Source organism: Acidaminococcus timonensis (genome assembly GCF_900106585.1).
GTDB lineage: Bacteria > Bacillota > Negativicutes > Acidaminococcales > Acidaminococcaceae > Acidaminococcus > Acidaminococcus timonensis.
This window is the reverse complement of the sequence record NZ_FNWH01000006.1, coordinates 1,204,271-1,223,685: the sequence shown is the minus strand read 5'-3', so window position 1 is coordinate 1,223,685 and position 19,415 is coordinate 1,204,271. Positions and strand designations below refer to the sequence as shown.

Sequence of the window (19,415 nt, the reverse complement as noted above, 5' to 3'; positions counted from 1 at the left end):
AGGATTCTTCTATTATAGCAAAAAAAACGGGAATCTGTTAGAATAGGAGAGAATAAAATGAAGGAATCGAGGAAAAAATGACAGATCTCTTAGCATCGCTGAACGAACAACAGGCTGAGGCAGTCCGCCAGATTGCCGGGCCTATTTTAATTTTGGCCGGAGCCGGATCCGGCAAGACGAAAGCACTGACCACCAAAATTGCCTATCTGCTGGAAAAAGGGGTGAAACCCTGGAACATCCTGGCCATCACTTTCACCAACAAGGCGGCCAAGGAAATGCGCCAGCGGGTGGATGCGCTGGTGGGGCCTTCGGCCAAGGACGTGTGGCTGTATACCTTCCACGGTTTCTGCAACCAGCTGTTGCGCCGGGACATCAACCATCTCCCCGGCTACACCACCTCTTTTTCCATCTATGATCCCACGGATTGTAAGAATGTGCTGAAGGAAGCCCTGAAGAAGCTGAACCTGGACGAGAAGTTCTATCCGCTGCCGGCGCTCCTTTCCACCATCAGCAACGCCAAGAACGCCCAGGTGGACGCCAGTGAGTTCGCCCGCCAGGCTGACGATTTTCATGCCAAAAAGGTGGCGGAAATCTATAAGGAATACCAGAATCACCTGCACCAGAGCAATGCCCTGGATTTCGACGACCTGCTGCTTTTAACGGTCAAGCTGCTGCAGCAGTTCCCGGATGTCCGGGAAAAATACCAGAACAAGTTCCACTATGTACTCATCGACGAGTACCAGGACACCAACCATGTGCAGTATCTGCTGGCCAAACTCCTGTCTGCGCCGGAGAACAACCTGTGTGCCGTGGGGGATATCGACCAGAGCATCTATGGCTGGCGGGGCGCCGATATCAGCAACATCCTGGATTTCGAAAAGGATTACCCCCAGGCCAAAATCTATAAACTGGAACAGAACTACCGCAGCACCCAGGTGATTTTGGACGCAGCCAACGAGGTGATCAAGCACAATGCAGCCCGGAGACCCAAGAACCTGTGGACGGAAAACGGCAGCGGACAGCCCATTGCCTACTTCCAGGCCCGGGATGACCGGGAGGAAGCTGAATTCGTGGTGGGCCAGATCCGGAAGCTGCAGCGGGAAGGCATCAGACTGGGGGATATGGCCATTTTGTATCGGACCAATGCCCAGAGCCGGATGTTCGAAGAAAATCTGATCAACAACGGTGTGCCCTATGTGATGGTGGGGAGCCTGAAGTTCTACGACCGGAAAGAAGTAAAGGACCTTTTGAGCTATCTGCGGTTCCTGTCCAACCATCGGGACATCCAGGGGCTGGAACGGATCATCAACGAACCCAAGCGGGGCATCGGGGCGGCCACAGTGACCAAAATCCGGTCCCTGCTGGAAGAAAGCGGGATGCCGCTTGACGAAGTGCTGCAGACGGTGCAGGCCAAAGAGGTGCTGGGCCGGTCTCTGGGCAAGATCCAGGCCTTCAGTGATATGATCAGTGAACTGGATGGGGTGAAGGATACCCTGCCGGTGAAAGAGCTGATGGAACGGGTGCTGGAAAAGAGCGGGTACCTGGAAGCCCTGCGGCTGGACGGATCCGACCAGGCAAAAAGCCGTATCGACAACCTGAACGAATTCCTGCGGATCGCCGATGAATTCGCCAAGGATCCGGGAGAGGAGAACAACCAGACCCTGGAGGACTTTTTGAACCATGTGGCCCTGGTGGCGGACATTGACGATGCCAAGCTGACCAAGGATTCCGTGACCCTCATGACCCTTCATTCGGCCAAGGGACTGGAATTCCCGGTGGTGTTCATCGGGGGCATGGAGGACGGCCTGTTCCCCAGCCAGCGGTCCCTGGAAGATGAGGACAAACTGGAGGAGGAACGACGGCTTTGCTATGTGGGCATCACCCGGGCCAAGAAGCAGCTGTACCTGACCAGCTGCCGCAGCCGGATGGTGTACGGCCGGGTGGTCATGTATCCGCCTTCCCGGTTCCTGGAGGAAATTCCCCGGAACCTGATCCAGAACGTGTCCCTGCGCAGGGCCAGCATGGGAGGCTATGGCGGTTACAGGGCCCAGCAGAGCCAGCAGCATTCTGGGCTGCGGACCATTGCCCGGCACCGGGGAGGCAGCATCCTGGATACGCCGAAACCGAAGCAGAAGGGTTTTGTGCCGGAAGGAGCCGCCGTGCCGGAATTCCACGCCGGGGATAAATGCCGGCACAAAAAGTTCGGGGTGGGTACCATCATTGAAGCCAAACCGGACGGCAGCGAGGGCCAGCTGGTGATGGTGGCCTTCCCGGGCTGCGGCATCAAGCAGCTGGCCACCAAGTATAAGATCTTGCAGAAAATCTGAGGAGTTTGAACCATGAGTATGACAAAAGAACAGGCCGCAGCTCGCATTGATGAGCTGCGTGCCATCATGAAAAAGAATTCCTATCTGTATTATGTCCAGGACAATCCCATTATTACCGATGGGGAATACGACGCTATGATGCGGGAACTGAAAGCCCTGGAAGCCCAGTATCCGGATCTGGTGACGCCGGATTCTCCCAGCCAGCATGTGGGGGGCTACGCCAAACCGGGCTTTACGGAAGTACGGCATATGACGCCTCTTTTGAGCCTGGCCAATGCGTTTTCGCCGGAGGAGATGGAGGAGTTCGACCGGCGGGTGCACGAAGGCCTGCCCAAGGATGCCAGGGTGCAGTATGTGGTGGAACCCAAGATCGACGGCCTGGCCTGCAGCATCATCTACGAGAATGGCCGGTTTGTGCGGGCAGCCACCCGGGGCGACGGCGTGGTGGGTGAAAACGTCACGGAAAATGTGCGGACCATCCAGAACATCCCCAAACAATTGAAACCCATCCCGGGCATGGAAATCCCGGAACTCCTGGACGTGCGGGGAGAAGTATACATGCCCCGGGCAGCTTTTGTGAAGCTGAATGAGGAACGGCAGGAAGCCGGGGAACAGGAATTCGCCAACTGCCGGAACGCGGCAGCTGGTTCCCTGCGGCAGCTGGATCCCCGGGTCACTGCCAAACGGTCCCTGGCTTTCTTTGCCTACGGGATCGGGGTAGGGGCCGGCAATCTGCCCACCCATAACGCTTCCATGGATATGCTCCAGCAGTATGGATTTACCACGACGGAAGGCCGCACCCTGGTGGATACCATCCAGCAGGCCAATGATCTGATCAAAAAGCATGGGGAACGGCGGGCCTTCCTGGGCTATGACACCGACGGCGTGGTGGTGAAGGTCAACGATGTGTGGCAGCAAAACCTTCTGGGTGCCACCGGAAAGGATCCCCGCTGGGCCATGGCCTATAAATTCCCGCCGGAACAGGCGGAAACCGTGCTGGAGGACATTGTGATTCAGGTGGGGCGTACGGGAGTCCTGACACCGACAGCAGTACTGCAGCCGGTGCGGCTCTCTGGCAGCACCATCAGCCGGGCTACCCTGCACAACGAAGACTTCATCAAAGAACGGGATATCCGGATCGGCGACCATGTGGTGATCAATAAGGCCGCGGAAATCATCCCGGAAGTGCTCCATGTGGTGACGGAGAAGCGCACTGGGGAGGAAAAGGTGTTCCATATGCCGGAAACCTGTCCGGAATGTGGCTGGAAGGCGGAACGGAAACCCGGGGAAGCGGCCTGGCGCTGCACGAACCCCCACTGTCCGGCCCTGGGACGGGAAGGGCTGATCCACTTCACCAGCCGGGATGCCATGAACATCGACGGCTGCGGACCCAGTGTACTGGCCCAATTGACGGCCAATGGTCTGGTGAAGGATCCCTCCGACCTGTATCTTCTGACCACGGAACAGCTGATCCAGCTGGACCGGATGGGACAGAAAAGTGCCGACAATCTGGTCAATGCCATCCAGGACAGCAAGAGCCAGAGTCTGGATAAATTGCTGTTTGCCTTGGGCATCCGCCACGTAGGGGCCAAGGTGGCACGGACCCTGGCGCTGAAGTACGGCACCATGGACAATCTGATGGCTGCCACCCAGGACGAACTGGCCCAGATTCCCGACATTGGACCGGTCATTGCGGAAAGCGTGGTGACCTGGTTCGGAGATCCGGTGAACCAGGCGTTTGTGGAGCGGTTGAAGGAGCTGGGACTGAACATGGAAATGACCACGGGCCCGGCTCTGGATGAGAATCATCCCTTCTATGGCAAGACCATGGTGTTCACCGGTACCCTGCCCAACCTGGACCGGGCTACGGCCCAGACCATGGCCCAGGAAGTGGGCGCCAAGGTGACCAGTTCCGTGAGCAAGAAGACGGACTACGTGGTGGCTGGCGCTGATCCGGGCAGCAAGTATACGAAAGCCCAGACACTGGGCGTGACCATCCTGGACGAAGCGGAGTTCCTGCGGCTGTTGAGAGGCGAGCAGGAATAAGTGATTGGTGGCTAGTGGTTAGTGACTAGTGAAGGAAAGGACCTGTTCCCTTCGATGGGGAACAGGTCCTTTTTGATTGGAATGAAATTGATGAACGGAAAAAATCCCGCCACCCGGCTGGGCGGTGGGATTTTTGATCATTTTTCTGCAGTTTCAACCTTGCCGGTGAACAGTTCCTTGGTGCAGCTCCGAACCACGTTAATGGCCAGGAACATCAGGCACAGGGCAACTACCAGCTGCAGGCCTTCCACCATGGGGAAGAACACGCCAGCCATGGCTTTTTTGTAAATGCCATAGATGGACAGGCACAGGGCACTCATGGTAACCAGGAACATGAAGGTCATGGGTACGTAGAGCATCCAGCTCTTCCGGCCGGTCACCTTCAGGAATACGGCCAGGGCAACCAGAACCAGAGCACTGAGCAGCTGGTTGGCAGCACCGAACAGCGGCCAGATGTTCATGTAACCGCCCAGGCACAGCAGGTAGCTGGGAATCAGGGTTACGATGGTGGCAACGTAAGTGTTGCTCAGGAACTTGGCAACGGAGCCTTGTTCATGGCCTTCTTCCGGAGCCAGGATTTCCTGGAGCATCATCCGGCCGATACGGGTTACAGCGTCGATGGTGGTCATGGCCAGAGCGGATACGCACATGGTTACGATGCAGGTGCTGTAGTATTTGGGAATCCCGAACATGGTGAAGTAACCGCCGATGGCGCTGCCGAAAATGGCGAACGGAGTGGCTTTGGGCAGATGGCCGTTCACAGCCACGGAGCAGGCGATAACCAGAGAAACAACACCCAGGGTGGATTCGATCAGCATGGAGCCGTACCCAACAGGCAGCATGTCTTTTTCATTGGAAATGGTCTTGGAGGAAGTACCGGAGGATACCAGAGAATGGAACCCGGATACAGCCCCGCAGGCGATGGTTACGAACAGAATCGGGAACATGGGCTTGCCGGCCACTTCGAAAGAAGTGAAGGCAGGCATGTTGATGGAAGGATTCCCAACGATGATTCCAACAACACCGGCCAGGATCATACCCAGCAGCAGGAATACGCTCAGGTAGTCACGGGGTTGGATCAGCAGCCACATGGGCATGATGGAAGCAGCAAAGCAATAAGCATAGGTTACATACAGCCAGGTGGTACGGGAAGCGTACATGGGATGGGCAATGCCCAGGCTCACCATGGCGATCATGCACACAATGCCCAGAACCAGTTCCTTGGCACCGGTGATGTGGAAGCGGCGGGTGACGATACCGAACACCACAGCCACGGCGATGTAGATCATGGAAATGGAAGCAGCAGAGGCGTTAGGCCCCATCAGTTCGCCGGTCTTGGAGAACCCGTTGAAGGTGCTGGCCATGATGTCGGAGAAGGCTGCGATAACCAGCAGGGAGAACAGCCAGCCGAACATCAGGAACATCTTGCAGCCCGTATGGCCTACATACTGTTCGATCAGGGCGCCCATGCCCTTGCCGTCGTTCTTCACAGAAGCATACAGGGCGGTGAAGTCCTGTACAGCACCGAAGAATACGCCACCGACCAAAATCCATAAGAAAGCAGGAACCCAACCGAACATGGCGGCGATAATCGGACCGGTTACAGGGCCGGCACCCGTAATGGAAGAAAACTGATGGGCAAATACCGTAAACCGGGAAGCAGGAGCAAAGTCCTTATCGTCTCTGAAGCGATAGGCAGGAGTCTTCGCATCCGGTTCGATTCCCCAGGTCTTCACCAGCCAGCGACCATAAAACATGTACGCACAGATGAAGATGACAATAGCTAAACACACAAGCGTTAATCCGTTCATCAATATCACTCCTTTGAAAAAAATCCGACACTCGCATGGACAAGTGTCGTCATCAAATCGGATGCTTGTTTATAGTTCCGTAATTTATCACTCTTGTCACAGATTGTCAACAGTTTTTTGTATACCCCATACAAAATTTTTTTAAAGTGTTAGTGATCTAAAGACAGCAAATGGAATATACAGAAAAATTGTCCTCATAATAAAAACTTTCTTGAAATATGAACAATTATATGTCCTCTGGAAATGAACTTTTTTAAAACGGAGCGGTTTCCTGGAAAGGGCTTTTATTTTGATCGGAGGTATTTTTTATGATGCAGATCGGTTCACTGCTGTTGTTGTTTTTTGTGATTTTCATGGGCATGATCACCAGAAAGTGGCCATTCTGGCCTGCGAGTGTGCACCGGAAGGCGTGGACGTGAACAGACTGTATAAGAATCTGCTGCTTACAGCCATCCTGTTCAGCCTGTCTGCTTTTGTGGTTTCCTATCTGGGAATTTATACAAAACTTTTCCTGTAATATATAGTAGGAAATTGATTTGGCATGAATAAAAAAAGAAGCTGTGAAAAAAATCATTCACAGCTTCTGAATTTTGCCAGCGGAAGCTGGCTTCCATCGGCTAGTAGCTAGAGACTAGTGACTAGTGACGGGGGACGTGAAAAAGCATTTTTCACATCCCCTTTTATTCATAATGATTCAGGATGTTCCGTACCCGTTCTTTTTTTGACCTGGGAATTTTCCATTCGTAGTTGCTGAAGTTGTTTTCCTTGTGATCCGTGGAATAATCGGCATAATCGAAATCGTGATCCCGTTCGTAGCTGCGGTTGTAATCGCCGTGTCCATCGTCAAGCTGCCAGATGCTTTCCATTCCCTGCATTTCCTTTCTTTTGCAATCAACAGGACAGCCCCCTGCAAACAGGTGGGCTTGGTTCTTTTGCTGGTAATTTCCTGATAAACAGTGTACAATAAATACAGAATAAGTCAATACGTTGTTGCAGTGATACAGAATTAGGGGAGTGGATGCCATGAAAATCGTAACGTATGAATACGATCAGGATGTACAGGTAGGCGTAATTTCTGATGACGGTAAGTATGTCTACCCGGCCAATAAATATGCCAATATGTATGAACTGATCCAGGAAAGCGACTTTGAAGAACTGCTGAGCATCAATCGGATGGCTCTGGGCGGCGTACCTCTGGATCAGGTGAAGATCCTGGCTCCTCTGACCCACCCCCGGAACGATATCATCTGCCTGGGCATCAACTACAAATCCCATGACGAGGAACTGCCCGATGCCTATGTTCCGGAAAAAATCGTACAGCGCCAGGTCCCTGTGTATTTCTCCAAACGGGTGGACCGGGCCACGGATCCGGACGGCATCATTGACGGCCATTTCAATGTAGTCAAGGAACTGGACTACGAATGTGAACTGGCTGTGATCATCGGCAAAGAAGCCAGAAACGTGGAAGAAAAAGATGCTGCCGATTACGTATTCGGCTATACCATCATCAACGATGTAACGGCCCGTGATGTGCAGGTGGCCCATAAACAATGGTATTTCGGGAAGAGCCTGGATACCTTTGCCCCCATGGGACCCTGCATCGTGACCGCGGATGAATTCCCGTTCCCGCCGGCGCTGCATCTGACCTGCAAGGTGAACGGCCAGCTGCGCCAGGACAGCAATACCAAATACCTGGTGCATGGGATTCCGTATATCATCAGCGAATTGTCCAAGGGCATGACGCTGCGGGCAGGGACCATTATCGCTACCGGTACGCCTTCCGGTACGGGTATCGGTATGAACCCGCCCCAGTTCCTGAAAAACGGGGATGTGGTGGAATGCAGCATCGAAGGAATCGGGACGCTGCGGAATGTGGTGAAATGATAATCGCTAGTCTCTAGTCACTAGTCTACAGCCGATGGTGAGAAATCGCCATCGGCGATTTCTTTTATGTAACAAAAAACGCTGCCCCCGCAGGACAGCGTTTCTACTTTTTAATTGGTGGAACTAACTGGACTCGAACCAGTGACCCCCACGATGTCAACGTGATACTCTAACCATCTGAGCTATAGTTCCATAAGCAACATCATTATTCTACTCGAAACAGGGTCCTGTTGTCAATAGGGTTTCCTGTTTCTTTTTTACCGGGGAAACGATATAATGAATATATTGGACAACTTATGGAAACAGGTAGGAGGAATGGAGTTTGCCTGAAGTGACGGAAAAACGGTTTGCCTTCCGGGATGCGCGGGAAATGGTGGCGGTCCTGGGAGAAAATGATGAATATCTGCGGCAGATGCAGCAGGTACTGGGCTGCCAGCTGATTCCCCGGGGCAACGAGCTCATTGCCCAGGGAAGCAGCCAGGATACGGAACTGGCGGAAAAACTGGTGGGAGAACTGCTATACCTGTATCGGCAGGGGCTGCCCATCACCGAACATGACGTGAAGTACAGTCTGAAACTGGTCCTGGACGGGCAGGAAGAACAGCTGCACAAGCTGTTTACCGATACGGTACTGACCACAGTGCGGGGTCGCCAGGTAAAGGCCAAGACCCTGGGTCAGCTCCAGTATCTGAAGACCATTGCCCAGAACGATATCACCATTGCCATCGGACCGGCTGGCACGGGCAAGACCTACCTGGCCGTGGCCATGGCCGTCAAGGCGTTGAAGAACAAGGATGTGGAACGGATCATCCTGACCCGGCCTGCGGTGGAAGCCGGCGAAAAGCTGGGGTTCCTGCCGGGCGACCTGCAGGAAAAGGTGGACCCGTATCTGCGGCCCCTGTACGATGCTCTCTATGAGATGCTGGGGATGGAGGCTTTCCAGAAGAACCTGCAGCGGGGCATCATCGAAGTGGCGCCATTGGCCTACATGCGGGGACGTACGTTGAATGACGCTTTCATCATCCTGGACGAAGCCCAGAACACCACGGCAGAACAGATGCGCATGGCACTCACCCGGTTCGGCTTCGGCTCCAAGCTGGTGGTCACCGGGGATGCCACCCAGGTGGACCTGCCCAGTGGACGGCAGTCGGGACTGGTGAACGCGGCCTATGTGCTGCGCAATGTGCCGGGCATCGGGATTGTGCATTTCAGCGAGCACGATGTGGTCCGTCACGAAATCGTAGGGGCCATCATCAAGGCATATGAAAAATATGACAAAGCCCGGAAGGAACGGAAACGGGCAGCAGAGCCTAAAGGAGAAGAACAATGATTGTTACACTGGAAAACAACCAGGAAGAGATCGCCATTCCGGAAGAACTGGAAGCGACTCTGAAAAAGGCCATGGACATTGTGGCCCGGAAGGAAAATTTGACGGACAACACGGAAGTGGATATCACCATTGTAAACAATGAGGAAATCCATACCCTGAACCGGGAGTACCGGGGCATCGACCGTCCCACGGACGTACTGAGCTTTGCCCTGGACGAGGGGGACGAGGAACCGGAAGTGGACGACGGGGCAGCAGAGCACCTGCTGGGAGATGTGATCATTTCCGCTCCCCGGGCTGTAGAGCAGGGGGAGGAATTCGGCCACGGACTTACCCGGGAAATGACGTATCTGGCCGTGCACGGCATGCTGCACTTGCTGGGCTATGACCATATGGTGGAAGCAGACAAGAGAGTCATGCGAGCCCGGGAAGAAGAAATCCTGCGGGAACTGGACCTGGCGGAAGAAAAATACGGAGGCTGACATGGACCGGGAACTGTTCGAAGCGGCGGTGAAGGCCCGGCAGCACAGCTACAGCCCCTATTCCCACTTTGCGGTAGGGGCGGCGGTGCGGGCTGGCGACGGAAGAATCTTCACCGGCTGTAACATTGAGAACGCTTCCTATGGCCTGTGTATCTGCGCCGAACGGTGTGCCATCTTTGCGGCGGTGAAGGAAGGGGTGCAGGAGTTTTCGGCCCTTTGTGTCACAGCGGATACCTCGCAGCCGGTGTCTCCCTGTGGAGCCTGCCGGCAGGTGATGGCAGAATTTGCCATCCCGAAAGTATATCTGACGAATCTGAAAGGCGAATGGAAGGAAACCACGGTGGCGGAACTGCTGCCGTACAGTTTTGTGTTATAAAAGAAAGGAATCTGCATGGAACAGCAAGAACAGAAACAGCACCGCTCCGGCTTTGTGGCCGTTGTGGGACGCCCCAATGCGGGCAAGAGCACCCTGGTGAACCAGTTGGTGGGGGAAAAGGTGGCCATCATTTCCGACCGGCCTCAGACCACCCGGAACCGGATCCTGAGCATCTTGAGCACGGATGCGGCCCAGATGGTCTTCCTGGATACCCCGGGTCTGCACAAACCCCAGGATAAACTGGGGGAACACATGGTCCAGGCAGCGGTGAATGCCATCAAGGAAGTGGATGTGGTACTGTTCGTGGTGGATGCCTCGGAAAAGCGGGGCAAGGGAGAACAGGTCATCCTGGAGCGGCTGAAGGAAGAATGTAAGGCTCCGGTGATCCTGGTGCTGAACAAAATCGACCAGATCTCCAACAAGGAGAGCCTGCTGCCCATCATCGCCCATTTCCAGAAAGAATACCCCTTCCGCAGCATCCTGACCCTGTCCGCCCTGGCCGATGAGGACTTTACACCGCTTTTGCAGGAAATCGAAGCCTGCCTGCCGGTGGGCCCCAGCTTCTATCCGGAGGACATGTATACGGACCAGCCGGAACGGGTCATGGCGGCAGAAATCATCCGGGAGAAGATCCTGCAGCTGACCCGGGATGAAGTGCCCCATGCGGTGGCAGTGCAGGTCCAGGAAATGAAGACCCGGCCCAACGACATGGTGTATGTACGGGCGGATATCTACGTGGAACGGGATTCCCAGAAGGCCATCCTGATCGGGGCTAAAGGGAAGATGCTCAAGGAAATCAGCCAGCGGGCCCGGAAGGATATCGAGAATCTGATCGGCAACCGGGTATACCTGGAACTGTGGGTGAAGGTACGGCCCAAATGGCGGGAAAAAGAGGGCGACCTGAAGCGCCTGGGCCTGGCCAACGACCGGCCTCAATATTGACCGGAAAGCATGCCAGCGTGTATAATAAAAAAGTGTATCTATTTTATGATTTTGTGTGGAACAATCCAAAGGAGAGATGACTTATAGACGCAGGACCGGCCCTTGGCCGCTTATTGAAACCAATTGTATATCCTTTTGCCTTCTTGTTCTGGCATGTGGGGGAAGCCCTGTACCATTTCATGGGCATGGAACCGGTGCATAAAGGAACCGGCCATTCTGAGGATGATCTCCGGAAGATGGTCAGTGCCAGTGAAAAAGGCGGCAGCATCGACCCGGTGGAAAGCAGGCTCATCGACAATGTGTTCGACTTTGCTGACCGGGTGGCCCGGGAAGTGATGGTCCCCCGGCAGGATATGGTCTGTCTGTTCGTGGATGATTCCATCGAAGAAAACATGAAAGTCATCCGGGAATCGGGGCATACCCGGTATCCCCTGTGTGAGGAGGACCGGGATCACATTTTGGGCATGATCCACATCCGGGAATTCATGAATGCGGATTATAAGGCCCCCGGCTTCGACCTGAGGAGCATCATGCGGGAAATCGACGTGGTGCCCGAAAGCATGTCCATTGCTAAAATCCTGCAGCTGATGCAGCACAAACATGTGCAGATGGCGGCAGTGGCCGATGAGTACGGGGGTACAGCCGGCCTGGTGACCATGGAGGACCTGCTGGAGGAAATCGTGGGCGACATCCAGGACGAGCATGACACGGATATGCCGGAAATCAATAAGATGCCCGACGGTTCCTATGTGTTTGATGGCCTTGTGCTGCTGGACGAAGTATCAGAAATCATGGGCATCCAGTTCGATGATCCGGAAGAGGATACCATCGGGGGCTATGTGTTCGGTCTGATCGGCCGGCAGCCTGTGGTGGGCGACAGTGTGGTGGAAAACGGCTACAAGTTTGAAGTGCTGGATTCCACTGGTTTTCGGGTGCTGCGGGTGCGGGTCATCCCTTTGAAAAAAGACAACAAGAAGGAAGCGGCTGTCCATGAGCAGTGAAATGTTTCAAGACGAAGCAATCATCCTCCGGGTTAGAAATTGGCAGACTGCGGATAAATACGCAGTCTGCTTTTGTCGTGAACACGGAAAAATCCCCTTTGTGGCCTATGGGGCAGCCTATCCCCGCAGCCAGAGCGGCCGGCTGGTGCAACCTTTTGCCCACCTGCAGGTGACGCTGGCTCCAGGCCGCAAGGTGGCCACCCTGCGCAGCTGTGAAAGCCTGGAAATGCCCCAGCCCCCCGATTGGGAAAATCTGGCCTACGGGGCCATTATCGGGGAAGTGGCGGAGAACCTGCTGGGAGAAGAGGAACCCCAGGAGGAGGTGTTCCAGCTGCTGCTGGAAGCTTTTCGGCTGCTGGGCAAACGGAACAAGCGCCTGGTGACGGACAGCACCTTGCTGAAGCTGCTGTCCCTGTGCGGGTTGAATCCCATCCTGGATGTATGCACCAGCTGCAACGAGCCAGTGACGGAAGACGGATATTTCAGTCTGGTGCAGGGGGGCTTCCTGTGCAGAAAATGCGCCATGGGGGATGAACTGCCTTTTACCCTGCCCACCCGGGACCTGATGGAGCAGCTGCTGCACCTGGATCTGAACGAACCGCCTGATTTTACGGTGCGGGGCCGGGAGCTTATGAGCCTGGAAAAAATTTTGTATCAATTTATCCTGTACCAGACGGACCGGCCCATCCGGAGCCTGGAGTTTCTGGCGCAGATGGAGAAGACAGCCCATGGATAAGGTGCAACTGGGAAAATTGATCTGGCGGCAGCGGAAGGACCTGCTGTTCGGCTGGTTTTTGTTCTTCAATATCGTGACCAGCCTTGCCACCCCGGCGGTGGACTGGTATATGCCGCTGAAGCTGGTGCTGCTGTTCTGGCTGGCCAGCGGGGTGTGGCTCACCATCCCCGTACTGGGACGGTACCAGAAACGGACCTTTGCCTGGAAACTGGCCATTATAGCCCTGGTGCTGGGTCTGGTGACCCTGCTGCCGGCGTCCTGGCCCCTGCGGGTGGAATATCCGGGTCTGGAACTGTGGTTCTGGGCGGCGGTGCCTTTTGCCTGGTACAGCCTGTGGAATTTCTTCGGTTGGCAGAAAATGCGCCAGGCCCGGGGGATTTTGTGGACCCTGTGGCCAGTGTTGCTGCTGGCAGGGGCGTCGTGGGCTGTGCTGGATCCTGATTTCGGGGCCCTGGGAGCATCCTTTCTGCAGCAGCTTTTCTACGGGGCCCTGGGGTTCGAGTACCTCCGCTGTGGTGTCCATTACCAGCATCGGCTGCTGTTTACCGGGGGTCTGCTGTTGGTCAGTGCCGGCTTCTGGATGGCGCTGAACACCTTTGTGTGGATCCTGCCGGAACCCATCTATCCCATTTTGTGGGGGGTGGCCTGCGCGGTGCTGGAGTGGATCTTTCCCCAGCTGGGGAAATAGATTTGTGTCCCCCTGAAAGGGGGAAAGGACCCGCTTGCGGGTAGGGGGTCCAACGCTCAGTGTGAGACCCCATCACCATTGCGCTGAAGCGCAACGGTCCCCCTCCCCTTTTAGGGGAGGATAACTATGAGCGACAAACGATGAACTAGGAACTGTGAACATATAAACAGAGAGGGGAACCCTATGAAACTGATTACCTGGAATGTTAACGGCCTGCGGGCCTGCATGAACAAGGGCTTTGCTGATTTCATGCAACAGGCGGATGCGGATATCTTCTGCATCCAGGAAACGAAGATGCAGCGGGAGCAGTCCACCTTTGAATTTCCCGGCTACCATGAATACTGGAACAGTGCGGTGAAAAAGGGCTATTCCGGGACTGCTATCTTCACGAAGGAAGAACCGGAAAACGTCACCTATGGCCTGGGCATCGAGGAACACGACCAGGAAGGCCGGGTCATTACGGCCGAATACCCGGGCTTCATCCTGGTGAACGTGTATACCCCCAACTCCCAGCGGGGGCTGGTACGCCTGGATTATCGGGAAAAATGGGAGGATGCCTTCCAGGACTATGTGAGCCGGCTGGCGGAGAAGAAGCCGGTGATCGTGTGCGGGGACCTGAACGTGGCCGCACAGCCCATCGACCTGAAGAACCCGGACAGCAATCACAAGAACGCCGGGTTCAGCGATCAGGAACGGGCCAAGTTCCAACAGTTCCTGCAGCACGGGTTTGTGGATTCCTTCCGCAGCCTGTATCCGGATCGGGAAGGGGCCTACACCTGGTGGTCCTATATGTTCAAGGCACGGGAACGGAATGCCGGATGGCGCATCGACTACTTCCTGGTCAGTGCAAACGGAAAGGAACACATCCAGGACGTGGTCATCCACAACGAAATCTTCGGCAGCGACCACTGCCCGGTGGAGCTGGACTGGAAGGAATGAAACGAGATGTCAGAAGTTAGAGCGCTCGCTGACGCTCGCTTTGAGACGTCAGCTTGCCTGGCGATAAAGCCGTACTGTCGTGAGTTTCAGCTCGAACAAGCTGATATCTGGCATCTTGAAGCCCGTCAGGGCGCTCTGACATCTTAGCAAGGAGGTCTCTCATCATGGAAGGTGCATTCATTGGCGATATTGTGGGTTCCAAATATGAATGGCGGAATTATAGGCATAAGGCGTTTCCTCTGTTTTCCCAGGGGTGCCGGGCCACGGACGATTCCCTTATGACCCTGGCCGTGGCCCGGGCCTTTGCTGCCGCCAAAGCCCAGGGCAAGCTGCTGGAGCGCCATACAGTCCTGCCGCTTTTGGCCAGGGAAATGCGGGCTTTGGGGCAGAAGTATCCGGATGCCGGGTTCGGCGGCAAATTCCGTTACTGGCTGTTCCACCCCGAAATGGGGGCCTACGGAAGCTTCGGAAACGGAGCCGCCATGCGGGTGTCCCCGGCTGGCTGGTACGGACGGACTCTGGCGGAAGCCCGGCAGCTGGCCATTTTGACCTGTGAAGTGAGCCACAACCATCCCGAAAGCTATCGGGCGGCCCAGGCTGTGGCCGGGGCCATTTTCCTGGCCCGGCAGAAAAAAAGCAAAGAAGAGATTCGGGAGTATCTGAAACCTTTTTATGATCTTTCCTTCACCGTCGAAGGGATCCGGGATACCTACCAGGGGGATGCCACCTGCCAGAACTCCGTACCCCAGGCCCTGGTGAGCTTCCTGGACAGCAGCAGTTTTGAAGATGCCCTGCGCAATGCTGTTTCTCTGGGAGGGGACAGCGATACCCTGGCGGCCATTGCCGGCAGCATCGCTGAACCGTTTTATGGGATTCCGGAAGAAATTTTGGAAGAGGGACGGAAATTCTATCTGCCGGAAATGAAGAATGCTGTGGATAAAGAATGAGTGAGCAGGTGCTGCTCTTATAAAGTGTCCATACTTATGGGTACAGTATCACCAGGCACTAGCCACTAACCACTAACCACCAAAAAGGAGCTGTTAAGAAATGAATCTTCATTTCTTAACAGCTCCTTTTTTGTTCTTTACCAAGCACTACTCACTATCCCCCAGCCACCGAAAAAGGAGGCTGTGATTTTTTCACACCCCCTTTTTCTTACGTGAATTCCTTTACAATCTTAATATATTCCTGGGCGTGGAAGGGGAGATAGCCGTTTTTCCGGTAGGCAGCTACGAAAGTCACGGTGGTGCTGGGATCGCCTACGGAGAACAGAGCCAGCTGGCTCCGGTCGGGGATGTATTTCAGATGGGTCTCGGTGATGAAGGTGAACCCATACCCCCGAGCGGCCAGCTCCGCCTCGGCCTGGATATTCTTGGTTTCCAGGATGATCCGGGGCTCCAGGTGCTGCTGCCGGAACAGCCGGTCTACCACCTGCCGGGTCCGCTGGCTGGGATTCTGGAGGATGAACCCCTGGTCTTTCAGCAGCTTCAGGTCCATGTGGGGATACCGGCAGTCTTTCTTTTTCCGGCCGAAACGGGTGAATTCGCTGTCTTTGTTCATCACCAGCACCACTTCCTCTCGGCTGATTACCGTGGTGGCCAGCCCGGGTTCCGGGTCCAGGTAGTTGAAAAAGGCCAGGTCAATGTCCCCTTCTAGCAACAGCTTTACCAGATGCTCGGAATTGGCCTCGTGGACATCGATCCGCACATTGGGATACCGGTCGTGGAAAATGGGCAGGGTCACCGGCAGCATGTAGGTGCCCCGCATGGTGGGGAACCCGATCTTCAGGTACCCTTCGTTGTTCTTGATGATGTCGCCCATTTCCTGATCCAGGGCCCGTTTGGCTTCCAGGATCTCCCGGGCCCGCTGGAGGTATCGCTCTCCGGCGTAGGTGGGCTGGTACCGGTTTCCCAGGCGCTGGAACAGGGGCTGGTGGAGCTCCGTTTCCAGGGCCTTGAGGAATTTGGACAGGGTGGGCTGGGTGAGATGGAGGGCCTCGGCGGCCCGGGTGATGTTCTGGTGCCGGGCAATGGCCAGCACATAGGTGAGTTCTTTGAAGTCCATGGCATGCTCCTGAGTTTTTCTTTGATTATACCGTAAATTATGGTAAAAATCTATGGTAAACATGGATTCTATGAATTGCATCTATTTTACGGAAAATGAAAAAGTACAGCTTCTGCCGGATCGTGGCCGGAACTGTTTTACAATCCATGGAAATCAAACAACGGACAGTCTGGAAACTGTTTCCTCATTTCCAGAATGTCCGTCTTTTTTCGCCCCAAACCATGAATTTAATTTATGATAAAACAGTAAAAGATGAATTTAACCTATTCTGATAATTCTGGTACCATAAATCCATGAAAAGAATCTAAGGTTCGGAAAGAAGCCAAGGAGGGTTACACCATGGAAAAAGTATACAAATTACCGGTCACGCTGCTGCGGGGAGGTACCAGCAAGGGGGTCTATCTGCTGGAAAAAGATCTGCCAGCCAACCGGAAGGAATGGGACGGGCTGCTGCTGCGGCTTATGGGCAGCCCGGACAAAAAACAGATTGATGGGCTGGGGGGCAGCCAGTCGGTGACCAGCAAAGTGGCCATCTTGCGGAAGTCGGACCGGCCTGATGCGGATGTGGACTATACCTTCGCTCAGGTGTCCGTGGATAAGGCTGTGGTCAGCTATGGAGGCAACTGTGGGAATATCTCCTCCGGGGTGGGCCCCTTCGCCATCGAAAAGAAACTGGTGCCCGCCCTGGAAGGGAGCACCCTGGTGCGGATCTACAACACCAACACCGGTAAGGTGATCCAGGAAGAGGTTCCTACTGCAAACGGCCAGGTCCTCTACGACGGAGATTTCGGGATTGCCGGGGTGCCCGGAACGGCGGCACCGCTCAAGCTGAAATTCGTGGATCCGGCAGGGACTCTGGGGAAAGGGCTGCTGCCCACTGGCAATGCTGTGGATTTGCTGGAAGTACCCGGTCATGGCTCGACGAAAGTTTCCCTGGTGGATGCGGCCAATCCCCTGGTGTTCGTGAAAGCGTCGGATCTGGGGCTTACGGGAACGGAACTCCCGGAAGCCATCAACGGGGATCCGGAGCTGCTCCGACTGCTGGAAACCATCCGGGGACTGGCGGCCATGAAGCTGGGGCTGTGCAGTACACCGGAAGAAGCAGCCTGGGTTACCCCGGGGTTGCCTAAAATGACACTGGTGGCCCCGCCGGCAGACTATACGACTTCCTCTGGAGAAGCTGTAAAGGGTGATCAGGTGGACCTGGTGGCCCGGATGATGTCCATGCAGAAGACCCATCCCAGCTATGCCATGACAGGTGCCATGTGCACCGCGGCGGCTGCGGCGGTTCCTGGTACCCTGGTCCAGCAGGTGCTCCGTCCCGGCTGTAATCTCCAGAACATCCGGATCGGCCACCCGGGAGGCATCCTGCCCTGTGGGGTGGATCCGGAAGGGGAGGGACCGGTGCCCAGCATCCGGGACACCTTCGGCTATCGCACTGCCAATCTGCTGCTGGAAGGCCTGGCTCGGGTACGGGTCTGAGCCCTGAGGAAAGGAGAACGTACTATGGATTTCCGTATCATCTCGCTACTGGTGCTGGCCCTGGTGGTCGCCATCGGCTTCATTAAAAAAATCAATATCGGCTTCTTTTCCATCGGAGCCGCGTTCCTCTTGGGCATGGCCGGAGGCGTACCGGTAAAGGCCATTGTGGGGGGCTTTTCCAGCTCCATGTTCGTCACCCTGGTGGGGGTCACCTTCCTGTTCGGCATGGCCTCTGCCAACGGCACGCTGGACCTGTTTTCCAAAAAGGTGGTAGCCCTGGTGGGGAAACGGACCTATCTGATCCCCATCCTGATGTTCGTGCTCAGTGCCTTTATTTCCGCCATCGGGCCCGGGCACATCGCTGCTGGCATCCTGATGACTACCTTTGCGGTGTACCTGGCCTTTGAACTGAAAATTAATCCCATGGCCACCGCCTTGTACGCCAAGTTGGGAGCTAACGCTGGCTGCGCATCCCCCTTGTCCCTTACCGGGATCCTGGCCCGGAACCTGTCGGAACCCTATGGAATCAGCGGTTTCGGCCTCCACCTGTTCCTCACCACCCTCCTGTCCGGGTTCGTGTTCACCCTCATCGTCTACTTGCTGTACAAAGGGTACAAGGTCAGCGGGGACAACCCTCTGAAACTGTCCGACATACCCGTCTTCAACCGGGAACAGAAAATCACCATGGCCGCCATCGCCGTGATGGTCATCTTCTGCATCGGCTTCAAGATGGATACCGGCCTGTTTGCCTTTGTGGCCGCAGCGGTTCTGATCCTCTTGAAATGTGCGGACGAAAAACAGGCCATCCGCCAGATTCCCTGGGGCACTCTGATGATGATCTGCGGGGTAGGGGTACTGGTCAGCGTCATCACCAAACTGGGGGGCGTGAAACTAGTGTCTGACTTTCTGGCCTCCCTGATGACCTCTGCCACGGCAGTCCCCATTATGGCTGCTACCAGCGGGATCCTGTCGTGGGTCAGCTCCACCACAGGGGTGGTGATGCCCGCCCTGTATCCCATTGCTCATCAGATCACCGGGAATTTCGGTGGCAGCGTCAGCTATGTGGAACTGATATCCGCCATTACGGCTACTTCTTTTGCAGCGGCCATCAGTCCTTTGTCCACCGGCGGCGCCATCATCATGTCCTCCTATTCGGCGGCCCGGGAAACCACTACGTATGAAATGAATAAAATGTTCAAGACCCTGTTCCTGCTCAGCGTGGCCAATGTAGGGGTTAACGTGATCCTTGCAACCCTCCATGTATTTGGTCTGGGAGGCCTGTTCCAGTAATCTGTCAATGAGGTGAATGA

18 protein-coding genes and 1 tRNA gene are annotated in these 19,415 nt (G+C 55.3%); 15 read left to right on the top strand and 4 right to left on the bottom strand.

The window, feature by feature from the left end; translation table 11 throughout:
* The first annotated feature begins 77 nt into the window (after window positions 1-77).
* Entirely contained in the window at window positions 78-2,327 is a 2,250-nt protein-coding gene (gene pcrA / locus BQ5462_RS09655) for a DNA helicase PcrA (protein WP_071143107.1), read from the top strand.
* A gap of 12 nt (window positions 2,328-2,339) precedes the next feature.
* Window positions 2,340-4,373 carry an NAD-dependent DNA ligase LigA gene (ligA, locus tag BQ5462_RS09650; protein ID WP_071143106.1) on the top strand — a complete coding sequence of 678 codons (2,034 nt, stop codon included), beginning with the start codon at window positions 2,340-2,342 and terminating at the stop codon, window positions 4,371-4,373.
* 137 nt (window positions 4,374-4,510) lie between these two features.
* Here ligA and BQ5462_RS09645 read toward each other — a convergent pair whose 3' ends face one another.
* On the bottom strand, window positions 4,511-6,184 hold the full coding sequence (locus tag BQ5462_RS09645; RefSeq protein WP_071143105.1) for a carbon starvation CstA family protein: 1,674 nt from the start codon (window positions 6,182-6,184) through the stop codon (window positions 4,511-4,513).
* Window positions 6,185-6,473: 289 nt separating this feature from the next.
* Here BQ5462_RS09645 and BQ5462_RS09640 point away from each other — a divergent pair, with 289 nt between their 5' ends.
* A complete protein-coding gene (locus BQ5462_RS09640; RefSeq protein ID WP_071143104.1) occupies window positions 6,474-6,701 on the top strand; it encodes a hypothetical protein in 228 nt (75 codons plus the stop codon).
* Window positions 6,702-6,864: 163 nt separating this feature from the next.
* Here the strand turns inward: BQ5462_RS09640 and BQ5462_RS09635 are convergent, their stop codons facing one another.
* Window positions 6,865-7,050, bottom strand: coding sequence for a hypothetical protein (locus tag BQ5462_RS09635; protein ID WP_071143103.1), 186 nt, complete (start codon window positions 7,048-7,050; stop codon window positions 6,865-6,867).
* A 157-nt stretch (window positions 7,051-7,207) separates the two neighbouring features.
* Here BQ5462_RS09635 and BQ5462_RS09630 point away from each other — a divergent pair, with 157 nt between their 5' ends.
* The gene (locus BQ5462_RS09630; RefSeq protein WP_071143102.1) at window positions 7,208-8,068 is read left to right on the top strand and encodes a fumarylacetoacetate hydrolase family protein; all 861 of its coding nucleotides are present in this window, start codon (window positions 7,208-7,210) and stop codon (window positions 8,066-8,068) included.
* 115 nt (window positions 8,069-8,183) lie between these two features.
* On the opposite strand, the gene BQ5462_RS09625 is transcribed toward BQ5462_RS09630, so the two are convergent.
* Window positions 8,184-8,260 (bottom strand) — tRNA-Val (locus BQ5462_RS09625).
* A gap of 130 nt (window positions 8,261-8,390) precedes the next feature.
* Here BQ5462_RS09625 and BQ5462_RS09620 point away from each other — a divergent pair.
* From BQ5462_RS09620 to BQ5462_RS09580, 9 genes are all read left to right on the top strand, one after another.
* Window positions 8,391-9,398 (top strand): PhoH family protein, encoded by a 1,008-nt coding sequence (locus tag BQ5462_RS09620; protein ID WP_071143101.1) that lies wholly within the window; start codon window positions 8,391-8,393, stop codon window positions 9,396-9,398.
* Window positions 9,395-9,877, top strand: a complete 483-nt coding sequence (ybeY, locus tag BQ5462_RS09615) for an rRNA maturation RNase YbeY (RefSeq protein ID WP_071143100.1) — start codon at window positions 9,395-9,397, stop codon at window positions 9,875-9,877. The genes BQ5462_RS09620 and ybeY overlap by 4 nt, the downstream gene beginning before the upstream one ends.
* Before the next feature lies 1 nt (window position 9,878).
* Window positions 9,879-10,253 carry a cytidine deaminase gene (locus tag BQ5462_RS09610; protein WP_071143099.1) on the top strand — a complete coding sequence of 125 codons (375 nt, stop codon included), beginning with the start codon at window positions 9,879-9,881 and terminating at the stop codon, window positions 10,251-10,253.
* Between the two features lie 15 nt (window positions 10,254-10,268).
* Window positions 10,269-11,195 carry a GTPase Era gene (gene era / locus BQ5462_RS09605; RefSeq protein WP_071143098.1) on the top strand — a complete coding sequence of 309 codons (927 nt, stop codon included), beginning with the start codon at window positions 10,269-10,271 and terminating at the stop codon, window positions 11,193-11,195.
* Window positions 11,196-11,308: 113 nt separating this feature from the next.
* Entirely contained in the window at window positions 11,309-12,196 is an 888-nt protein-coding gene (locus BQ5462_RS09600; RefSeq protein ID WP_071143097.1) for a hemolysin family protein, read from the top strand.
* A complete protein-coding gene (gene recO, locus BQ5462_RS09595) occupies window positions 12,186-12,932 on the top strand; it encodes a DNA repair protein RecO (protein WP_071143096.1) in 747 nt (248 codons plus the stop codon). The genes BQ5462_RS09600 and recO overlap by 11 nt, the downstream gene beginning before the upstream one ends.
* A complete protein-coding gene (locus BQ5462_RS09590) occupies window positions 12,925-13,620 on the top strand; it encodes a hypothetical protein (protein ID WP_071143095.1) in 696 nt (231 codons plus the stop codon). The genes recO and BQ5462_RS09590 overlap by 8 nt, the downstream gene beginning before the upstream one ends.
* 183 nt (window positions 13,621-13,803) lie before the next feature.
* A complete protein-coding gene (locus tag BQ5462_RS09585) occupies window positions 13,804-14,559 on the top strand; it encodes an exodeoxyribonuclease III (protein ID WP_071143094.1) in 756 nt (251 codons plus the stop codon).
* A gap of 164 nt (window positions 14,560-14,723) precedes the next feature.
* Window positions 14,724-15,506 carry an ADP-ribosylglycohydrolase family protein gene (locus BQ5462_RS09580; RefSeq protein ID WP_071143093.1) on the top strand — a complete coding sequence of 261 codons (783 nt, stop codon included), beginning with the start codon at window positions 14,724-14,726 and terminating at the stop codon, window positions 15,504-15,506.
* Between the two features lie 208 nt (window positions 15,507-15,714).
* Here BQ5462_RS09580 and BQ5462_RS09575 read toward each other — a convergent pair whose 3' ends face one another.
* Window positions 15,715-16,623, bottom strand: a complete 909-nt coding sequence (locus BQ5462_RS09575) for a LysR family transcriptional regulator (protein ID WP_071143092.1) — start codon at window positions 16,621-16,623, stop codon at window positions 15,715-15,717.
* 339 nt (window positions 16,624-16,962) lie between these two features.
* On the opposite strand from BQ5462_RS09575, the gene BQ5462_RS09570 reads away from it, so the two are divergent.
* On the top strand, window positions 16,963-18,105 hold the full coding sequence (locus BQ5462_RS09570) for a 2-methylaconitate cis-trans isomerase PrpF family protein (RefSeq protein WP_071143091.1): 1,143 nt from the start codon (window positions 16,963-16,965) through the stop codon (window positions 18,103-18,105).
* A 24-nt stretch (window positions 18,106-18,129) separates the two neighbouring features.
* Window positions 18,130-19,395: an ArsB/NhaD family transporter gene (locus BQ5462_RS09565; protein ID WP_071143090.1), complete on the top strand. Its 1,266-nt coding sequence runs from the start codon at window positions 18,130-18,132 to the stop codon at window positions 19,393-19,395.
* The last annotated feature ends 20 nt before the right edge of the window (window positions 19,396-19,415 follow it).

Excerpts from the sequence above, each read along its gene's own strand:
- pcrA (WP_071143107.1), top strand. The coding sequence starts at position 78 with ATGACAGATCTCTTAGCATCGCTGAACGAACAACAGGCTGAGGCAGTC.
- ligA (WP_071143106.1), top strand. The coding sequence starts at position 2,340 with ATGAGTATGACAAAAGAACAGGCCGCAGCTCGCATTGATGAGCTGCGT.
- BQ5462_RS09645 (WP_071143105.1), bottom strand. The coding sequence starts at position 6,184 with ATGAACGGATTAACGCTTGTGTGTTTAGCTATTGTCATCTTCATCTGT.
- BQ5462_RS09635 (WP_071143103.1), bottom strand. The coding sequence starts at position 7,050 with ATGGAAAGCATCTGGCAGCTTGACGATGGACACGGCGATTACAACCGC.
- BQ5462_RS09630 (WP_071143102.1), top strand. The coding sequence starts at position 7,208 with ATGAAAATCGTAACGTATGAATACGATCAGGATGTACAGGTAGGCGTA.
- ybeY (WP_071143100.1), top strand. The coding sequence starts at position 9,395 with ATGATTGTTACACTGGAAAACAACCAGGAAGAGATCGCCATTCCGGAA.
- BQ5462_RS09610 (WP_071143099.1), top strand. The coding sequence starts at position 9,879 with ATGGACCGGGAACTGTTCGAAGCGGCGGTGAAGGCCCGGCAGCACAGC.
- era (WP_071143098.1), top strand. The coding sequence starts at position 10,269 with ATGGAACAGCAAGAACAGAAACAGCACCGCTCCGGCTTTGTGGCCGTT.
- recO (WP_071143096.1), top strand. The coding sequence starts at position 12,186 with ATGAGCAGTGAAATGTTTCAAGACGAAGCAATCATCCTCCGGGTTAGA.
- BQ5462_RS09590 (WP_071143095.1), top strand. The coding sequence starts at position 12,925 with ATGGATAAGGTGCAACTGGGAAAATTGATCTGGCGGCAGCGGAAGGAC.
- BQ5462_RS09585 (WP_071143094.1), top strand. The coding sequence starts at position 13,804 with ATGAAACTGATTACCTGGAATGTTAACGGCCTGCGGGCCTGCATGAAC.
- BQ5462_RS09580 (WP_071143093.1), top strand. The coding sequence starts at position 14,724 with ATGGAAGGTGCATTCATTGGCGATATTGTGGGTTCCAAATATGAATGG.
- BQ5462_RS09575 (WP_071143092.1), bottom strand. The coding sequence starts at position 16,623 with ATGGACTTCAAAGAACTCACCTATGTGCTGGCCATTGCCCGGCACCAG.
- BQ5462_RS09570 (WP_071143091.1), top strand. The coding sequence starts at position 16,963 with ATGGAAAAAGTATACAAATTACCGGTCACGCTGCTGCGGGGAGGTACC.
- BQ5462_RS09565 (WP_071143090.1), top strand. The coding sequence starts at position 18,130 with ATGGATTTCCGTATCATCTCGCTACTGGTGCTGGCCCTGGTGGTCGCC.